This is a genomic window from Nocardioides jensenii JCM 1364 = NBRC 14755 (assembly GCF_001552535.1).
GTDB classification, from domain to species: Bacteria; Actinomycetota; Actinomycetes; order Propionibacteriales; family Nocardioidaceae; genus Nocardioides; species Nocardioides jensenii.
The window spans coordinates 1-17282 of the sequence record NZ_BCRJ01000067.1 but is presented as its reverse complement, the minus strand read 5'-3'; the positions used below and the strand labels follow the sequence as shown (position 1 = coordinate 17282).

The 17282-nt window shown below is 69.8% G+C and carries 18 protein-coding genes; 4 read left to right on the top strand and 14 right to left on the bottom strand.

The genetic code is table 11. The features are described from left to right. Positions 1 to 47: 47 nt before the first annotated feature. Complete coding sequence (locus tag NJ4_RS26740; RefSeq protein ID WP_245644582.1) at positions 48 to 185, bottom strand: hypothetical protein; 138 nt, start codon at positions 183 to 185, stop codon at positions 48 to 50. 2 nt (positions 186 to 187) lie between these two features. Further along, positions 188 to 694, bottom strand: coding sequence for a dihydrofolate reductase family protein (locus NJ4_RS14910; RefSeq protein WP_245644581.1), 507 nt, complete (start codon positions 692 to 694; stop codon positions 188 to 190). Positions 695 to 862: 168 nt separating this feature from the next. Between NJ4_RS14910 and NJ4_RS14905 the strand changes: the two genes are divergently transcribed. Continuing rightward, positions 863 to 1219, top strand: coding sequence for a helix-turn-helix domain-containing protein (locus NJ4_RS14905; RefSeq protein ID WP_067436725.1), 357 nt, complete (start codon positions 863 to 865; stop codon positions 1217 to 1219). Between the two features lie 9 nt (positions 1220 to 1228). Here NJ4_RS14905 and NJ4_RS14900 read toward each other — a convergent pair whose 3' ends face one another. From NJ4_RS14900 to NJ4_RS14885, 4 genes are all read right to left on the bottom strand, one after another. Further along, on the bottom strand, positions 1229 to 1816 hold the full coding sequence (locus NJ4_RS14900; RefSeq protein WP_067436722.1) for a ClpP family protease: 588 nt from the start codon (positions 1814 to 1816) through the stop codon (positions 1229 to 1231). Next, on the bottom strand, positions 1813 to 2451 hold the full coding sequence (locus NJ4_RS14895; protein WP_067436735.1) for a ClpP family protease: 639 nt from the start codon (positions 2449 to 2451) through the stop codon (positions 1813 to 1815). Before NJ4_RS14895 ends, NJ4_RS14900 begins: the two co-directional genes overlap by 4 nt. Before the next feature lie 162 nt (positions 2452 to 2613). Further along, the gene (locus tag NJ4_RS14890; RefSeq protein ID WP_067436718.1) at positions 2614 to 4623 is read right to left on the bottom strand and encodes a fatty acid desaturase; all 2010 of its coding nucleotides are present in this window, start codon (positions 4621 to 4623) and stop codon (positions 2614 to 2616) included. A gap of 78 nt (positions 4624 to 4701) precedes the next feature. Beyond that, on the bottom strand, positions 4702 to 5970 hold the full coding sequence (locus NJ4_RS14885) for a PucR family transcriptional regulator (RefSeq protein WP_217996885.1): 1269 nt from the start codon (positions 5968 to 5970) through the stop codon (positions 4702 to 4704). 119 nt (positions 5971 to 6089) lie between these two features. Here NJ4_RS14885 and NJ4_RS14880 point away from each other — a divergent pair, with 119 nt between their 5' ends. Further along, positions 6090 to 6503 (top strand): VOC family protein, encoded by a 414-nt coding sequence (locus tag NJ4_RS14880; protein ID WP_067436715.1) that lies wholly within the window; start codon positions 6090 to 6092, stop codon positions 6501 to 6503. 40 nt (positions 6504 to 6543) lie between these two features. Further along, positions 6544 to 6999 (top strand): PaaI family thioesterase, encoded by a 456-nt coding sequence (locus NJ4_RS14875; RefSeq protein ID WP_067436712.1) that lies wholly within the window; start codon positions 6544 to 6546, stop codon positions 6997 to 6999. A gap of 13 nt (positions 7000 to 7012) precedes the next feature. Here the strand turns inward: NJ4_RS14875 and NJ4_RS14870 are convergent, their stop codons facing one another. The 8 genes from NJ4_RS14870 to NJ4_RS14835 form a co-directional block, all read right to left on the bottom strand. Then, on the bottom strand, positions 7013 to 7270 hold the full coding sequence (locus NJ4_RS14870) for a hypothetical protein (protein WP_157551148.1): 258 nt from the start codon (positions 7268 to 7270) through the stop codon (positions 7013 to 7015). A gap of 7 nt (positions 7271 to 7277) precedes the next feature. Further along, on the bottom strand, positions 7278 to 9020 hold the full coding sequence (locus NJ4_RS14865) for a tetratricopeptide repeat protein (RefSeq protein ID WP_067436705.1): 1743 nt from the start codon (positions 9018 to 9020) through the stop codon (positions 7278 to 7280). Next, positions 9017 to 10210: an ATP-binding protein gene (locus NJ4_RS14860; protein ID WP_067436702.1), complete on the bottom strand. Its 1194-nt coding sequence runs from the start codon at positions 10208 to 10210 to the stop codon at positions 9017 to 9019. Before NJ4_RS14860 ends, NJ4_RS14865 begins: the two co-directional genes overlap by 4 nt. 165 nt (positions 10211 to 10375) lie before the next feature. Next, positions 10376 to 10612, bottom strand: coding sequence for a biotin/lipoyl-containing protein (locus NJ4_RS14855; RefSeq protein ID WP_067436698.1), 237 nt, complete (start codon positions 10610 to 10612; stop codon positions 10376 to 10378). A 4-nt stretch (positions 10613 to 10616) separates the two neighbouring features. Next, positions 10617 to 11645, bottom strand: coding sequence for an alpha-ketoacid dehydrogenase subunit beta (locus NJ4_RS14850; protein WP_067436695.1), 1029 nt, complete (start codon positions 11643 to 11645; stop codon positions 10617 to 10619). Positions 11646 to 11660: 15 nt separating this feature from the next. Further along, positions 11661 to 12647 (bottom strand): thiamine pyrophosphate-dependent dehydrogenase E1 component subunit alpha, encoded by a 987-nt coding sequence (locus tag NJ4_RS14845; RefSeq protein WP_217996884.1) that lies wholly within the window; start codon positions 12645 to 12647, stop codon positions 11661 to 11663. 64 nt (positions 12648 to 12711) lie between these two features. After that, positions 12712 to 13455, bottom strand: a complete 744-nt coding sequence (locus tag NJ4_RS14840; protein ID WP_067436692.1) for an IclR family transcriptional regulator — start codon at positions 13453 to 13455, stop codon at positions 12712 to 12714. A 290-nt stretch (positions 13456 to 13745) separates the two neighbouring features. Further along, positions 13746 to 14750, bottom strand: coding sequence for an RNA polymerase subunit sigma-70 (locus tag NJ4_RS14835; protein WP_067436683.1), 1005 nt, complete (start codon positions 14748 to 14750; stop codon positions 13746 to 13748). A gap of 238 nt (positions 14751 to 14988) precedes the next feature. Between NJ4_RS14835 and NJ4_RS14830 the strand changes: the two genes are divergently transcribed. After that, positions 14989 to 17250 (top strand): MMPL family transporter, encoded by a 2262-nt coding sequence (locus NJ4_RS14830; RefSeq protein ID WP_067436680.1) that lies wholly within the window; start codon positions 14989 to 14991, stop codon positions 17248 to 17250. Positions 17251 to 17282: the final 32 nt, after the last annotated feature.

The window sequence follows — 17282 nt, the reverse complement described above, 5'->3', positions numbered from 1 at the left end:
GTGACGCCGACGAATCTCCTTGTTCGACGCGATTCCGGATCGTGCTCCTAGGACTGGGCGCGTCGGTTCCAGAACTGGTGGGTCAGCCCATGGGGAGTGGTGAGCGACTCGATCGTGAAGCCGTCGGCCACGTCGTCATCCAAGCCCTCCCACAGCGATGTTCCGCGGCCGAGAGTGATCGGCACGATCACAGGTGCATGAAGTCGATCAGCCCCGCGGCCAGGAACTGGCGCACCGTCGAGGGCCCACCGCCGATGCGCACGTCGAGGCCGTCCGCCGCCGCCTGCGCCTCGCGGAGCACCTCGTGCGGGGTGCCGCCCACGAAGCGGAAGCTGGTGCCGTTGGCGAAGTCGATCGATGGCCGTGGGTGGTGGGTCAACACGAACACCGGTGTGCGGAAGGGCGGCTCGTCGCCCCACCAGCCCTGCCACCCGTCGTCCGGCCACTCGCCTTGCTGCGGGCCGAACTTGCGCCGTCCCATGATCTCGGCGCCGATGCCCTGGCCCCACGTGCTGGTCAGGGCGTGGTCGAACGTGAACGGCACGTCGACCCGGTCGATGCCGTGGATCGCCCTGCCGTCGAACCAGCCGAACAGGCGCTCGGCCCCGCCGATGGGAGTCTCCAACGTCACCTCCTCGCCGGCGGCGTACCCGTCGAGCGAGAGGTTCAGGTTGTGGACCCTGGTGCGAGACATGGTGGCTCCTTTCGGTGCGCCCGTGCGCACACGGTGGATCGACTGCGAGGCGGCTCCGGAATCATCGGTCGAGGTCACTGGTGCTTGCAGACCTGTCGCCACCCGCCTCGATTCTGCTCTCGGCAGAACCAGTGTTCGCGGCGCCGCGACGGTGACTAGCATCGCGACATGGGTCACCTGCTGCCGCTGCGTACGCCGTCCGATCGCCCCGATCCCGTCGCGCCCGAGCCACTCTGGCGCGAGGTGACCGGCGACCTGCTCCGGGAGCGGCGTCACGATCGCGGTGAGAAGCTGAGCGAGACCGCCAGCCGGGCGGGCATCTCGACGCAGTACCTCTCCGAGATCGAGCGCGGTCGCAAGGACCCCTCCTCCGAGGTGCTCTCCGCGGTGGCCGGCGCCCTCGACCTCACTCTGCGCGATCTGGCGGCCGCGGCCGCGCGCCGGTTGTACGCCGCGCCGATCGAGTCGATGTCGCTCCGGCAGGGCGTCGGCGCGCTGCGCGGCCCCTTGGCGCTGGCCTCCTGACCACGGGGCTCACCTCCTGCTGATCACCGTGTCGGCCAGTCCGTAGGCGACCGCCTCCTCGGCGCGGAAGATCCGGTCGCGGTCGGTGTCCCGCCGCAGCGTCTCGGCATCCTGACCGGTGTGCTGGGCCAGGGCCTGCTCCATCTCCTCGCGCACGCGCAGGATCTCGTCGGCGGCCAGGATCAGGTCCGGGATCGTGCCGCGACCCTGGCCCGACGGCTGGTGCAACATCACGCGGGCGTGCGGCAGCACCGTGCGCTGACCCGGCTCACCGGCCGCGAGCAACAGTGCGGTGCTGGAGAAGGCCTGACCCACGCAGGTGGTCGCCACCGGGACCCGGCAGAACCGGATCGTGTCGTAGAGCGCGAACGTCGCCGTGATCGAGCCGCCCGCCGAGTTGATGTAGAGGTTGATCGGAGCCTCGGGGTTCTCGGCCTCAAGGTGCAGGATCTGCGCAATCAGCGCGTTCGCGACCCCGTCGTCGATCTCGGTGCCGAGATAGACGATCCGCTCCTCGAGGAGGCGGCTGTAGACGTCCATCACCTTCTCGCCTCGCGGCGTACGGCTGACCACGTTGGGGATCGTGTAGGTGCTCATCGGTCGCCCTCCTCCGTCGCCGGGCCGCTGGGTCGCAGGCCCGTCGTACGACGAACGCGCGGGCGGATCTGATCGAGGTCGGTGACGAGGTGGTCGAGAAATCCGTAGTCGCGGGCCTCCTCGGCAGTGAAGACGTGGTCGCGCAGCGAGTCCTCGAAGACCTGCTCGGCCGACTTCCCGGTGCGCTCGGCGATGACACCGATGACGGTGTCGCGCATGTGGCGCAGGTCCTCGGCCTGCAGCTCGATGTCGACGGCATTGCCGCCGATGCCCGCCGAGCCCTGGTGCAGCAGCACCTTCGCGTGAGGCAGGGCGAAGCGCTTGCCCTCGGTGCCGCAGCACAGCAGGAACTGGCCGGCACTGAAGGCCATGCCGAGGGCCACCGTGGACACGTCGTTGGGGACCAGGCGCATGGTGTCCGCGATCGCCAGCATCGCCGGGACGGAGCCGCCGGGGGAGTTGATCCAGAGGCTGATGTCGGTGGTCGGGTCGTCGGTCGAGAGCAGCACGAGCTGGGCGCAGAGCATCGCGCCGATCTCGTCGTCCAGGGGAGTGTCGAGGAGCAGGATGCGTCGCCGGAGCAGGTCCTCCGCGGTGCGTCTGCCCAGGGCCAGGGGTCGGTTCTCGTCTGTCATGCTCCGAGCCTGACCCCGCCGACGTCGGTGCAGAAGGGAGCGCTGCTCGGAGCAGATCTGCCCCCGGCGGAACCGCGACGGCTGCACCACGAAGGGGATCACCCCACGCATGCGTGCCTGTGGGTCGCCCCCCGGAGCCGGGGTGCGGCCGTCGGGTGCCGCTCAGGCGTCGTAGTCGAGGCGCACCTCGTCGGTGGTGGGGTGGGACTGGCAGGTCAGCACGTAACCGTCCTCCACGGCCGCCGACGACAGGGCGAAGTTCTGCTCCATCGCGACTGACCCCAGCAGCACCTTCGCCTTGCAGGTGCCGCAGGCTCCGCCCAGGCAGGCGTACGGCGCCTCCAGGCCGGCCTTGAGCGCCGACTCGAGGACCGTGTCCCCTGCTGCCAGTGAGACGTCGTGCTGTCGGCCGCGCAGGCCGATCGTGAGCGACGCCGGGGCGAAGTCGTCGGTGGCCCTGGGCAACTGGTAGCCGTGGAAGAGCTCCACGTGGACGTGCTCAGGCTCGGTTCCTCGCGCGAGGAGCAGGTCGCGCAGGTCGGTCACCATCTCGACCGGCCCACACAGGAACCATTCGTCCACCGAGTCGGCGGGCAGGTCGGAGTCGAGCCATCGCTCGAGCTTCGGGCGGTCCACGCGGCCTCGGAGGGAAGCCGGGTGGTGCGGATCGCGAGAGTGCACGTGGATGATCCGGAGCCGGTCGGCGTAGCGGGCCTCGAGCTCGTCCAGCTCCGCACGGAACATCGTGCTCTCGGCATCCCGGTTGCCGTAGACCAGCGCGAAGCGGCTCTCGGTCTCGACGGCGAGCGTCGTCCGCAGGATCGAGAGCGCCGGGGTGATGCCGCTGCCGGCGGCGACTGCCACATAGTTCTTCGTGGTCAGCGGGTCGAGCGGCGTGCCGAACGAACCGGTCGGGGTCATCAGGTCCAGGGTGTCGCCGGCCCGGAGCTGCTCCATCGCGAAGGTGGAGAAGGCGCCGCCGGGCAGATGTTTGACCGCGATCGCCAGCTCGCCGGAGGTGGCCGAGGAGCAGATGGAGTAGTTGCGGCGCACGCCGACGCCGCCGAGGTCGGTGCGCACCGTGACGTGCTGACCGGGCTCGAAGGAGAACTCGTCGCGCAGGTCGGCGGGTACGTCGAAGCGGATCAGCACGCTGTCGTCGGTCAACCGGTCGACGTCGGCAACCGGGACGGTGTGGAAGACCGCGGCACGGGCAGAGGACCGCTTCGGCATGCGCACCGGGAGGAGCGGGGTCAGCCTGCCGTTCAGCCTCTTCCACTCCCGGTACTCGTCCGCGTCGAGCTGCTGGCCGAAGACGGTGCCGATCGCCGCATCGCGCTCGAGGTAGGCCTCCTCGTTGCGGCGCCACGTGGCGACGTACCGGTGGAACGGGATCGAGGGGTGCAGGTGGTGGACCAGGTGGTAGTTCTGCGACAGCAGCAGGGGAGTCAGGAACCACTCCGAGCCGACCCGGTTGCGGGTGGCGCGATAGCGGTTCTCCTGCTGGGTGTCCTCCAGGTCGTGGTGGGGCAGCCAGTCGAACCACCAGGCCAGCACGAACATGGCAACCCGCTCGGGGATCAGGTAGATCACCGCCAGTGCCCACAGATGTCCCGTGAACGCAGAGGTGGCGATCACGGCCACGCTCGCCACCATCAGGAACACCGTCTCCGCGACCTCTGCCCGGGGACGCCGCCTCACGTTGCGCACCAGGAAGCTCAGGTACGGCACGTCCATCAGCGGGAACCGAAGAGGAAGCTGCCACATCGGCGCGCCACTGACGAAGTGGTCGGGGTCGTTGGCGTCGTCGTTGGTGTTGCGGTGGTGCTCGATGTGGATGAACGCGAACGACTTGAACGAGATCAGCGGCGAGACGAAGAACATCGCGACCCGGCCGAAGGCCACGTTGACCCAGCGGCGGGTGCTCACCGAGTAGTGCGCGGCGTCGTGCAGCACGGTGAACAGCACGAAGATCGCGGTCGCACTGAGCACGATCGTCAGCGGGGCGGGAAGCCGGTCGGCCAGTGCCGCCCACGTCGAGAACGCGAACAACGCGATGGCACCGGAGAAGATGCCGACGATGGGCCACGAGATCGCCGGAACGACTTCGCCAGGGTCGGGAAGCGCGTGACGCGAGGCAGCGGGTGAGGGGAGTTCCGTGGTTGCCGACATGCTCCGCAACCTAGGAGTCGGCGCACTGCCCGACCAGTGGTTCCGCGCCCACGCGCCTGTGCGCACAGCACATGGAGGTCAGGCGCGGCCGGAATCCGGAGTCAGCACCACCGTGCCGAGCACGTCGACCACCCGCAGGGCCGCGTGCAGCTCGGCCACCCGGACGGTGGCAGGGTGACCTCGCCGATCCTCCGCCCGGCGCAGGCGCTGCAGGACCGTGTTGCGGTGCACCCCCAGCGTGTCGGCAGCGGCGGCCAGGCCACCCTGTGCGTCGAGCACGGCCAGCACTGCGCGGCGTTCCTCGTCCTCGCGGCGGCCGTCGAGCGCCAGGGCGCCGAGCTCGGTCGCGACGAACGCTCGGGCCAGGTCGAGGTCGCCGCTCATCGTGTCGGCGAGCGCGATCTCGGCGTACGACGTCACCGGGCCGGCCCGGTCGGAGAGGTCGACGAGGCGACGACCGCGCTGTGCCTGCTGGTGCGAATCGCGGAATCCGCCTGCGCCCTGAGCCGGTGTGCCGATGGAGACGCGGACGAGGTCGGGAATCTGGTCGGCCGGGGGCGCGAGCTCCTCGGGTCTCACGCCCGGAGCGCCCGTGGTGGAGACCCAGCCCCACAGCGCCTGAGCTCCGTCGGGAACGAGCAGCGGGCGCGTGGAGCCGAGGCGAGCCCCGACCGTCGTGCCGACGCGGGCGAGGTCGATGTCATCGTGACCGGTCCAGCAGATGAACGCGGTCTGCCACCCGGTGAGCCGGTGGGACAGCGCACGCTCGGCGCGGCCCAGGTCGATCCGGTGGCCGGCGATCAAACCGCGGACCGCATCGGTGCGGGCCGCCCGTGCTCGGATCTGGATGCGATCCAGCTCAGCGACGTACTCGGCGGCAACCTCGCTGGAGATGCGGTCGATGTAGCCGAAGGCATAGCGCTGCAGGTTGTCGACCACGTCGAGCGCGAGGGCGGGGTCGGGCACCAGCTCGGTGATCCCGGTCAGGATGCGCTCACTGAAGTAGGCGTGACCCATGCGGTAGAAGCGCAGCATCACGTCGACGCTGTAGCCGCGCGCCGCCATGGCTCGAGCGTGCTCGAGGGCGGTGACTGGCGCCGTCGCGGCTCCCACGTCGATGCCGTGGCGGATCATCGACAGGGCCGCCTCGAGGTTCGAGGAGCACGACCCCAGGGTCAGGCCGCGGAGCTCGTCATCGGCGCCCGCCTGCGGGACGCGTTCGAGGATGTAGCCGAGCATGTCGTCGGCGTACGAGGACACGTCGGCCAACAGGTCGGTGACGACGCGGCGCATCTCGGCCACCACGGACTCGGGAAGGTCTGCCGCCTCACCCGCAATCGCGCCCATGTCGGGAGGTTATCGTCTCCGCGCACCGGAGGTGATCGGATGACCGGCGGCGGATCCCCGGGTTCCGCCGTCCCAAAAAGGGGTGACGTCACCCTCGCGCCGGTGAGACCGTGGCTTCCATGACCGGGCTTCAGATCCAGTGCTTCAACCTCGACTCCACGGACCCCGACCGCACGGCCGCCTTCTGGCAGCAGGCGCTGGGGTGGCGGCGGACCCACGACACGGAGAACGAGGTCGTCCTCGAACCCCCTGCCGGCAGCCCTCAGGACGGAGTCGCGCCCGACCTGCTGTTCCTGCGAGTGCCGGAGGGCAAGGCGGTCAAGAACCGCTGGCACCCCGACCTGCGGCCGACGGACCAGGCGGCGGAGGTCGCCCGACTGGTGGCGCTCGGCGCCAGCCGGATCGACGTCGGGCAACGCCCCGACCAGGACTTCGTGGTGATGGCTGACCCCGACGGCAACGAGTTCTGTGTGCTCCGGGCGTTCACCCAGGCGGAGCTGGACAGCTGGGCGGCCGAAGAGGGCGACACCTGAGCCGACGTGAAGAACGCCCACACCTCCTGAGGAGAACCCCATGACCCGCACAGACTTCCTCGACATCGCGCGCCAGGTCATGGACGCGCAGCCGTTCAGCCGACTGGTCGGCACTCGCGTCACCGCGTGCGGGGACGGGCACGCAACGCTGGAGGTCGACGTACGCCATGAGCTGCTGCAGCAGTACGGCCTGGTGCACGGCGGGGTCTTCGCCTACCTGGCCGACAACGCGGTCGCCTTCGCCGCCGGCAGCGCCCTGGGGCCGAGCGTGGTCAGCACCGGACTACGGCTGGAGCTGGTCGGGAACGTCCGCGTCGGCACGCTGGTGGCCACCGCCGACGTGGTCCGTCGTACGGCGGAGAGGGTCGAGGTCGACGTGGAGATCACCGCGGACCACGAGACGGCACACGCAAAGGTGTGCGCCCGGGCCAACGGCACGGCCAGGCGCACCGATCCGCGCGCCCGGGGCGCGGCCGGGCCCCCGCTCGACGACTGAGTCCGGGATCCGATCAGCCGAGGCAGACGTCATCGATGATGGTGCGCATGTCGTCTCGGTGGGTCGTGCCGTCGAGACGGTCCTTGAGCAACCTCATCCGGGCAGGGGCAGCGAGAGCAGCGAGCTGTTCGGCGGTGATCTCGAAGTCCCACAGGCTGTCGGCCACTCCCAGCCACACCGGGACCCGGAGGAAGATCTGACCATCGCGACGCACCGCCCACGGCGACCACGGGCCGCCCGGCTCGATCACCACCGCCTCTCCGCTGCTCACGGTTGCGCTACGACTGCTCGCGCACGTGGCGCAGGTGAGCCAGATTGGGCAGGTGACACCAGGCGCCGATCTGCGGGTAGTCGATGGTCACGCCGGCGATGCCGTGCTGGGCGAACGACATCGACCAGTCCAGCGCCGCGGGCAGGGGGACGGCGAGCAGCGACGCAGGGGAGCCCTCGGGAACCAGGCCGCGGTCGACGGCGCAGGCCTGTGCACGTGCCCCACTGCTGAAGATGGTCAGCATCGGACCGTCCGGCGACGTGAGGGCAAAGGGCCGTGGGTCCTCGGAAGTGCCGGTGTTGATGAAGATCCACACGTCGAGTGCGGCCACCGCCGTCCAGAACTCGATCTCGGGACCGGAGTCTCCCGGCGCAGCCAGGACCGCGGCGTTGAGACGCTCGATCTCGGCCAGCGCCTCGGGCCTCGGGTCGAGCGACGGGGCGGACTGCTGGACGGAAGGCTGGACGCCCTCCTCCGTGGACGGTCCGGCGTCGTGGCGTGCCACAGGTCGCGGGTCGCGACCACCGAAGGCGGCCACCCGGTCCCAGAACCAGTCGGCCAGTCGGTCTCCGACCACGACGTCGTCGACACCGCCCCGTCGGATCACGATCTTGTCGATGGTCACGATGAGGTAGCCGCCACGGTCGTCGGTCATCACCTGCGAGTAGTAGTCGCCGATGGCCTCCTCCTGCCACTGGGGCCAGGCCCCGGGCTCCGCCTCGATCGCTTCGTCCATCGCCTCGATCTCCGCGGCGGACATCAGCCGGAAGTCGCCCTCGGCCCCCCACAGGTGCCCGGTGCCGGGGGCCTGTCCGTCGTGCCACGCGGCGATCTCGCGCTCACCGCCGGACGCGCGGGCGGCTTCTTCATCGAGACCCGGGCGCAGGACGGCAGCCAGCTCGGCGGGCAACACCTCATCGAGTGCGACCAGCGCGGAGGGCAGGTCGGTGCCGAGCAGCCCGTCGCGCATCTGGCTCCAGATCGTGTCGATCACACCGGACGCGTGAATTTCGGCCAACGAGACGTCTCCTTCGGCAACCACGTCTCGCCACTTGCGGATCAAGGTGAGCACGCTCTCGGCCACCCCGTCCATCGGGTCGACGCGCAGCAGACGAAGTGAGAGCTGCTCCGCTTCGTCGAAGCGCCCCTCGTGCACATAGGCCCAGGCGAGAGGCCCGCCGACGAAGTCGGAGGACGCGTCCGCCCGCATCGCCTCTTCGGCGGCGGGGATGAAGCGCTCGGGTGGCGCCCAGCTCTGCAACAGGCTGATCGCGCGACTGGCGAAGGCCTCGGGGATCAGCTCCGAGTCGGTGCGCGCGCACATCGCGACGCCGTCGTCGAGCAGCCGCCAGCCCGCCTCGAGGTGACCAGACATCGCGGAGGCGGAGCCGAGCTGCATCACGTCATGCCAGGACTCCTGGTCCTCGCGAAGCGCGGTCTCGGCCCACCGGCGAGCCTCGTCGTAGTTGCACTCGTACATCTCGAGGTCGCGCAGCTTGCGGGCGACGTCGACAAAGAAACGGTCGCGCTGACCGGCCACGTCCAGCAGGATCGCGCGGGCCTCGTCGATCGCCCCGCGCGCCTTGAGGTGCATGGCGAGCAAAATGCGGGTGCCGTTGCGGCCCGGCTGCTGGGCAAGCACGCCCCGTGTGAGACGTCCGATCTCGGGGTGCTCCGGTTGGGCCTCGAACAACTCCCACGCCAGGTCGACGTCACGCTCGATCGGGTCGATCTCCACGTCACGGCTCATCGCAGTCCTCGCTTGACTCGGTAGGTACGCAGCTGGTCGAACGTGCCGTCGTCGACGCCGTACTCCAGGACCGGCGCCACCTGGTCGAACCAGGCGGTCGTCGACGGCGTGAGGTCGGCTGCCGCTCTGAGCAGTGCCTCGGTCGTCACCGGGACGACGCTGCCGGTCTGCATGGAGGCGGTGAGGGCCTGTTGCAGCGCGACCTTCACCGCGGACGCGATGTCGGCGCCGGAGAAGCCCTCGGTCACGGCAGCCACCCGAGCGAGGTCGACGCCGTCAGTCGGCCTGCCCTCGAGGTGGCCCTGGAGGATCGCGGCGCGGGCAACGGTGTCGGGCGGCAGCACCAGCACGGTCTTGTCGATGCGACCGGGACGGCGCAGCGCCGGGTCGATGTCCCAGGGGCGGTTGGTCGCGGCCAGGAAATAGACGCCCTCGTTCATGCTGGAGACGCCGTCGAGCTCCTCGAGCAGCTGCGTCACGATCATCCGCATCGACTGGGACCCGCCGCCGCCCGACGTACGACGACCACCGAGCGCGTCGAACTCGTCGAAGAAGATCACGCACGGCGCGGCGGCGCGCGCATTGCGGAACACGCTCTGGATGGCCTTCTCGCTGTCGCCGATCCATTTGCTGATCAGATCGGCGAGGGTGACGTGGATGAACGACGCCCCCAGGTCGCCGGCGATCGCGCGGGCGATGAAGGTCTTGCCGCATCCGGGTGGGCCGTACATCAGCAGGGAGCCGCCGGGCGTCTGCCCGAACGCGGCGGCGAGCTCTGGATTGCGCAGCGGAGCCAGGAACGTGGAGTCGAGGTGCTGCTTGACGTCGGCCAGACCGGCGACGTCGGCCAGTGTCACGACCGGTCGTTCGGCGTCCCACTCGTCAAGGTCGGGTGCCTCGCCGTCGCGGTCGCTCGCGGAGGGGCTCGGGATCGGTGCAGGTGCGGGGGCAGCGGGCTCGCTCGGAGCTGCCGTCGCGCCGCCGCGGATCCTCCCGGCCATCACCCGCGCTCGCAGCACGCGCACGCGGGCGGCGTCGCCGCCTTGGGCCTCGAAGACGTCGAGCTCCGACGCAGCGCGATCCGGGTCGGCCTGCAGCAGCAGGGAGATGAAGTCTTCTCGCAGGGCAAGGTTCTGCGGGTCGCGGCTCACCTCGGTCTCGATCACCTCGAGGAAGTCGTCGTCTGCCATCTGCTGATCTCCAGTTGTCTGCGGTGACGGTGAGGGCACCGTTCCCCGAACCACGGCTTCTAATCCGCGCGCACCTGTTGTCGGCAACACCACTGGACAAGTGTGCTCTGAGGCGACGCAAGCATGCGTGAGGCGTGAGCGTCCTCAGCGGCCGGCTCGGGGGGATCAGCTGATGGTCCCGATCACGACCCCGCTCGTGAGGATCGCGCCTTCCTCCACGACGTGCGCCAAGGTGCCGCCCGTCGGTGCGACGACCTCCATGTCCACCTTGTCGACGGCGACCTCGGCCAGCAGGTCACCCTCGGCCACGGTGCTTCCGTCCTCGGCGAACCAGGTGGCCAAGGTCCCCTCGGCGTCCGGGTCCTTCTTCGAGATCACCGGGAACGGGACGTCGGTGGCCACCGGGTCATCGTCCCGTCTGCTGGAGGATCGCGGCCTTGATCCGGGCCGGCGTCGGCAGCGCGGCGTACTCGAGCGGCCGGGCATAGGGGATCGGCACGTCCGGTACGGCGACCCGGCTGATGGGTGCCTTGAGGATGGTCGGGTCATGCTCGGCGATCCGGGCCGCGATCTCCCCGGAGAGGCCGAAGGACTGGTAGTCCTCGTCGACGATGACCAGGTGGCCGGTGCGGGTCACCGACTCGATGATCGCCTCGGTGTCCATCGGCACGATGCTGCGCAGGTCGATGACCTCCGCATCGATGCCGTCGCCGGCCAGCTCCTCGGCCACGTCCAACGCGTGGTGCACCGACAGTGACAGCGTCACCACCGTCACGTCGGACCCGGGCCTCGGGGTGGCCGCCTTGCCGATCTCGACGACGTGGTCGCCGGTCGGCACCGGGCCGACCGAGCGGCGGTTCTTCGCCATCCACGGCAGGCCCTGGATGCCCTTGTGGAACATGAAGACGACGGGGTTGTCGTCGCGGATCGCGGCGGTCATCAGGCCCGCTGCGTCGGCCGGGTTGCTCGGCACGACAACCTTCATCCCCGGCAGGTGCGCGAACGTGCCCCACAGGCACTGGGAGTGCTGCGCGCCGTCGGAGTAGCCGCCCCCGACTGCCGTCATCAGCACCATCGGCACCGTGACGTTGCCGCCGGACTCGAAGTGGATCTTGGCCATGTGGTTGTAGATCTGGTCCATGCACACGCCGAAGAAGTCGACGAACATCAACTCGACGATCGGCCGAAGACCCTCGGTGGCGGCGCCGATCGCGGCACCGATGAACCCGGTCTCGGAGATCGGGGTGTCCAGCACGCGGTCCGGTCCGAAGCGGTCCAGCAGGCCGGTCGTGGAGGAGAAGATGCCGCCGTAGGCGCCGACGTCCTCTCCGAGCACGAAGACGTTCTCGTCTCGCTCCATCTCGGCGGCGATCGCCTCGACCATGGCCTTGGCGGTGTTGAGGCGGCGGGTCGGCTGCTCGGTGGTGGTGGTCATCTCGGTCGCTCCTGTTCAGGCGAAGACGTGGTCGAGGACGGTGGCCGGGTCGGGCTCGGCGCTGGCCTTGGCGAAGGCGATCGCGGCCTCGACCACCTCCGAGGCGTTCTTGCGAGAAGCCGCCACGGCGGCGTCGTCGATCACTCCCTGCTCCAGCAGGACCGCCTCGTAGGTCGGGATCGGATCCTTGCCCGGCACGCCCTCCAGGTCGGCGCGGTAGCCCTGGGCATCGCCCTCGAAGTGCCCCCACAGGCGCAGGGTGTGCACCTCGATGAGGCTCGGGCCGCCACCGTTGCGCGCCCGCTCGACGGCTTCGCCTGCGGCGGCGTACACCGCCTCGACGGCGTTGTCCTCGACCCGCACGCCAGGCATGCCGTACGACGCGGCCCGCGCGGCGTTGTCGGCGACCGACGTGGATGCGCTGCGCGGCACGGAGATCCCCCAGTCGTTGTCCTCGACGATGAAGACGACCGGGAGCTTCCACAGCGCCGCGAGGTTCAGGGTCTCGTGGAAGGCGCCCTGGTTGGCCGCGCCCTCACCGGTCACGGCGACCGCGACCCGGTCCGTGCCCCGGCGTTTGAAGGCGAGCGCCTGCCCGGCCGCGGGGGGATAGCCCTCGGCGATGATCCCGGAGCAGGAGAAGTGGGTGGCCGGGTCGAACAGGTGCATGTGGCCACCTCGGCCCTTGCCGAGGCCGTCGACGCGTCCGAAGATCTCGGCGGTCATCGCTTGCAGGTCGACACCGTGGGCGATCGCGAAGTGGTGCGGCCGGTGGGTCGCGGTGACCGCGTCGTCGGTGGTCAGGTGGGCGCACACGCCGGCGGCGACTGGCTCCTGCCCGGCCGACAGGTGCATCTCTCCCGGGATCAGGCCGGCTCCGATGTCGAAGGCCGGCTTCTTGTCCGCGTGGTACTCACGCAGGACTGCTTCCTCGTAGGTGCGGATCAGCACCATCTGGTCAAACAGGTCACGCCGGACCTGGGCTTCCATGCTGGCGGACATCGGGCCTCCTTCGACGAGAAGCCCATCGTGTAACGCAGGTCACATCGGCGGTAGTGGCGGAATTTCAAATGGTGATCGAGGGAGCGGCCATCGCCCAGCCAAGCCGCCGCGCGGCTCGCTGGAGGGCACTCGCCTGGGTGGCACCGGTCGCGCGTCGCGCGGGGAGGGACACGGCGACCGCCCCGACCACGTCGCCGACCCGGATGGGGGCGGCCAGGCACGAGGTGCCGAGGAGGTATTCCTCGGTGTCCGCCCAGATGTCCGCGTGGTCCTCGAGTCGACGGGCCAGCGCCCGGCGGTCGGTGATGGTGTTGGGGGTGAGGTCGTAGAGCTGGTGCCGATCGATGTAGTCGGCGCGGTGCTCGGTGGGCAGCCCGGCCAGGATCGCCTTGCCGAACGCGGTGGCATGACCGGAGTCGTGCACCCCCACCCACAGGTCGACACACGGTGCCTCGGGGCCGTCGGCGATGTCGATCAGCCGGATCTCGCCGGCGCTGTAGACAGACAGGTACGTCGCGCCACCGACCTCGTCACGCAGCGACTTGAGCACCGGGCGAACCCGCGGCAGCAGGGCCTGCGTTGCCGGTGTGGAGGTGGCCATCGCAAGCGGCCCCAGCACGTATCCGTCGGCCAGCTTGCGCAGGTAGCCCTCGTGGACCAGCGTCCGCAGCAGGTGATAGGCCGTCGGGAGCGCGAGACCCACCATCCGGGCCAGGCTCTTGGCCGGCACCGGGTCCTCACTGGCAGCGACCGCCTCCATCAGCCTCAGTGCGCGCTGCACCGACCCGATGAGCGTTGGCTGCGTCATGACGGTCGACTCCCTGCCCGTGTTCTGCTCGGGCAACGACGATGCGGCCACTGTGCCTCAGCCGGGGGGCGGGGGCAAGAGACCCTGGCCAGGGTCGGCGCAACGACCACGGCGCTCGATCTGAGGGGAACCGCAGCATGCGCGCTCGACCCGAGTTGAGGAGTTCGCATGTTGCCCGGTGACACGACGTTCGCGAAGGGCCGTCGAGGCCAGGCGGGGGCGCCTCCGCATCCCTGCCGAGCTCGAGAAGAACTACGCCGGCAACTGGTGCTACTACTGGCGCCGACCGGTCATGCCCGGTTCGTCGGAGGCTTCCGCAGACTCTCCGGCAGGCCGAGTCGCGGGAACTGGTCGTCGTGGAACGTTGTGATCTCGGTGACCCGCCCGCCGGCCAGGCGCAGGACGTCGATGGTCAACGGCAGGTAGGCGCCCTCGGCCTCGACCCACTGGTAGTAGCCGATGGCGGGCTGCCGGTTCGCCGAGGTCGGCACACTGCGCAGGCCGGTCATGCCCGCGAAGCCGCTCTTCACCCAGTAGTCCACCACCGCCGTGCGGCCGACGTACAAGCCCGGGGTGGGCGGCATCGAGGTGCGGATGTCGTCGCTCACCAGCGCGGCGAGCCGGTCGATGTCCGCGACCACGCTGGCGTCGGTGTAGCGGCGCACCAGCTCGCGGGCCTGCGCATCGTCTGCACCGCCGGCCCAGTCCTGCCGCTCGGCGGGCAGGTGCTCCCGCAGGCCTGCCCGGGCCCGCTGCAACGCGCTGTTCACCGAGTTCACCGAGTCCCCGAGGAGCTCGGCAACGTCCTTCGCGGGCCACCCCACCACGTCACGCAGGATCAGCACGGCTCGCGGCCGCGGCGCCAGATGCTGCACGGCGACCAGATAGGCCAGCTCGATCGTCTCGCGGGCGACGGCGACACCCTCAGGGCCGTCAGTGTCGTCGGTGGGCAGTTCGTCGAGCAGCCGGTCGGGGTAGGGCTGCAGCCACAGCACCTCGCCGCCGGTGGCCGGCTGTGGTCGACGCTTGGCGAGCAGGTCGAGGCACGCGTTCGTGGCAATCCGGTAGAGCCAGGCCCGGACCGTGGACCTGCCCTCAAACGTCTCTCGTCGCCGCCAGGCCCGCAGAAACGTCTCCTGCACGGTGTCCTCGGCGTCCTGGAACGAACCGAGCATCCGGTAGCAGTGCACGTGCAGCTCCCGCCGATGCTTCTCGGTCAGTCCCGAGAAGCCCGGCTCCTCCAGCTCGCCCGGACCAGTCACACCGATCTCCTCCAGTCGCGCGGTCGCACTCATCGCCATCATCCTTCCGTCTCGTCCGCCCCGTCATGCATGAGACGGGCGCAGTGGCGAGAACTCATCACCCCGGCTCTCTGGTGCAGCTGCACCAGACCGCCCGGGTGGCTGGTCCCCTCGCACCAGGCCATGTCGGTGGCTGGTGACGATGCCCGACAGGGGCGCTGGCGGGGAGTGTTGGCGTCGTGCGAAAAAGCGCACGGTTCCCCTCTTCTTCGTGTGTCTGGAGTGATCGACAGTGGCGACAATTCTCTATCGGGTCGGACGGTGGGCCTTCCGCCGCCGTCGTCTCGTGGCCGGCCTGTGGGTGGGTGCGGTGCTGCTGGCCGTGGCGGCCGGCGCCCTGGCGCCGTCCGGGGAGGAGGAGGACCTCTCCATGCCCGGCACCGAGTCCCAGCAGGCGTTCGACCTGCTCGACGAGCGCTTCCCGCAGGGCAACTCCCAGGGCGCCGACGCGCGTGTGGTCTTCCAGGCGCCGGCCGGTCGTCAGGTGACAGACGGCCAGAGCAAGGTGGCGGTCGAAGAGGCCCTGTCGTCTCTCGAGGAGGGCGGTCAGGTCGCCTCGGTCTCCGACCCCTTTGCGACCGACGGTGTCAGCGAGGACGGAACGATCGCCTATGCGACGGTCACCTACACCGTGTCCACCGCCGATCTGACCGACGCGACGAAGGGCGACCTCGAAGACGCCGCAGACCAGGCCCGCGACGACGGTCTCACCGTGGAGATCGGCGGCTCCGCACTCGACGCGGAGGTGTCACCGGGCGGTACGACGGAGCTCGTCGGCGTCGCCATTGCGGCGCTGGTGCTGATCATCACCCTGGGATCGCTGGTCGCGGCGGGGCTGTCGCTGCTGACCGCGTTCTCCGGCGTGGCCATCGCGTTCGGACTGATCTCCGCCCTGGCCAACCCGTTGGGCCTGACCTCCACCGTCGCCATCCTCGCGCTGATGCTGGGGCTGGCCGTCGGCATCGACTACGCCCTCTTCATCGTCTCCCGATTCCGTGACGAGCGCGCCAGAGGCAGCGAGCCCGAGGAGGCGGCGGGTCGCGCGGTAGGCACGGCCGGCTCTGCGGTGGTGTTCGCCGGCGCAACCGTGATCATCGCCCTGGCCGGGCTGGGCGTCGTCGGGATCCCCGAGCTCACCAAGATCGGCCTCGGTGGCGCCGGTGCCGTGGCGCTCGCCGTCCTCGTCGCCCTGACCCTGGTCCCGGCGCTTCTCGGCCTCTTCGGCCGCAGGGTCCTTGCCCGGTCGGTACGCAAGGCCGCTCGCACGTCAGCCCGCAGGGCCGAGCGCCTGGGCCTCGAGAACCCGCACCCGGCACCGACCAAGCTCGGCAAGTCGAGTCTGGGCACGCGCTGGGCGAGGTTCGTGCTGCGCCGGCCGGTGGCCGTGCTCGTGGTCGCCGGGCTCAGCCTGTTCGCGATCGCCGTACCCGCGCTGAGCCTCGAGCTCGGACTTCCCGGCGACGAGTCCAAGCCCGTGGAGACCACCCAGCGCCGTGCCTACGACCTGATGTCGGAAGGCTTCGGCCCCGGCTTCAACGGCCCGTTGACCATCGTGGTCGACACCGCCGACTCCGCGGACCCCGTCGCCGCCACGGGCCGGGTGGTCGAGACGTTGCGCGGCATGGACGGTGTCGCATCGGTCGACGACCCGGTGCTCAACGAGAGTCAGGACACGGCCGTACTCACGGCCGTCCCCGACAGCGCACCGAGCAGCAGCGAGACCAAGGAGCTCGTGCAGACCATCCGGGACGAGGTCACGAGCATCGAGTCCGACAGTGACGCCGACATCTTCGTGACCGGTGTGACTGCCATGAACATCGACATCTCGGAGGCCATGTCCGATGCGCTCCTGCCCTACCTGAGCGTGGTGATCGGACTGGCGGTCCTCCTGCTGATGGTCGTCTTCCGATCGATCCTGGTGCCGATCAAGGCGGCACTCGGGTTCCTGCTGTCGGTGGGTGCCGCCTTCGGTGTGCTCGTCGCGGTCTTCCAATGGGGCTGGGGTGCGGAGCTGATCGGGATCGAGCAGACCGGACCGGTGATGTCGCTGATGCCGATCCTGATCATCGGCATCGTGTTCGGGCTGGCGATGGACTACGAGGTCTTCCTGTTCAGCCGGGTGCGGGAGGCCTATGTCCACGGTGCGTCTCCGGACCAGGCCATCGTGGAGGGGTTCAAGCACAGCGGTCGCGTGGTCGCGGCGGCGGCGATCATCATGTTCAGCGTCTTCGCCGGCTTCATCGGAATCCACAGCCCCACCATCCAGACGATGGGGGTCGGCCTGGCCTTCGCTGTCGCCTTCGACGCCTTCGTCGTGCGGATGGCGATCGCCCCCGCGGTGCTGGCGCTGCTCGGCCACCGGGCGTGGTGGTTGCCCCGTAGTCTGGGCCGGGTGCTGCCGAACGTGGACATCGAGGGTGAAGCCCTGAACAAGCAGATCCCGGAGGCCGGGGCCGTGCAGCCCTCAGCGCTGCCGGCGTACCCGAGCCGCTAGCACCGAGAGATGACGAACACGAGTGGCTCCCC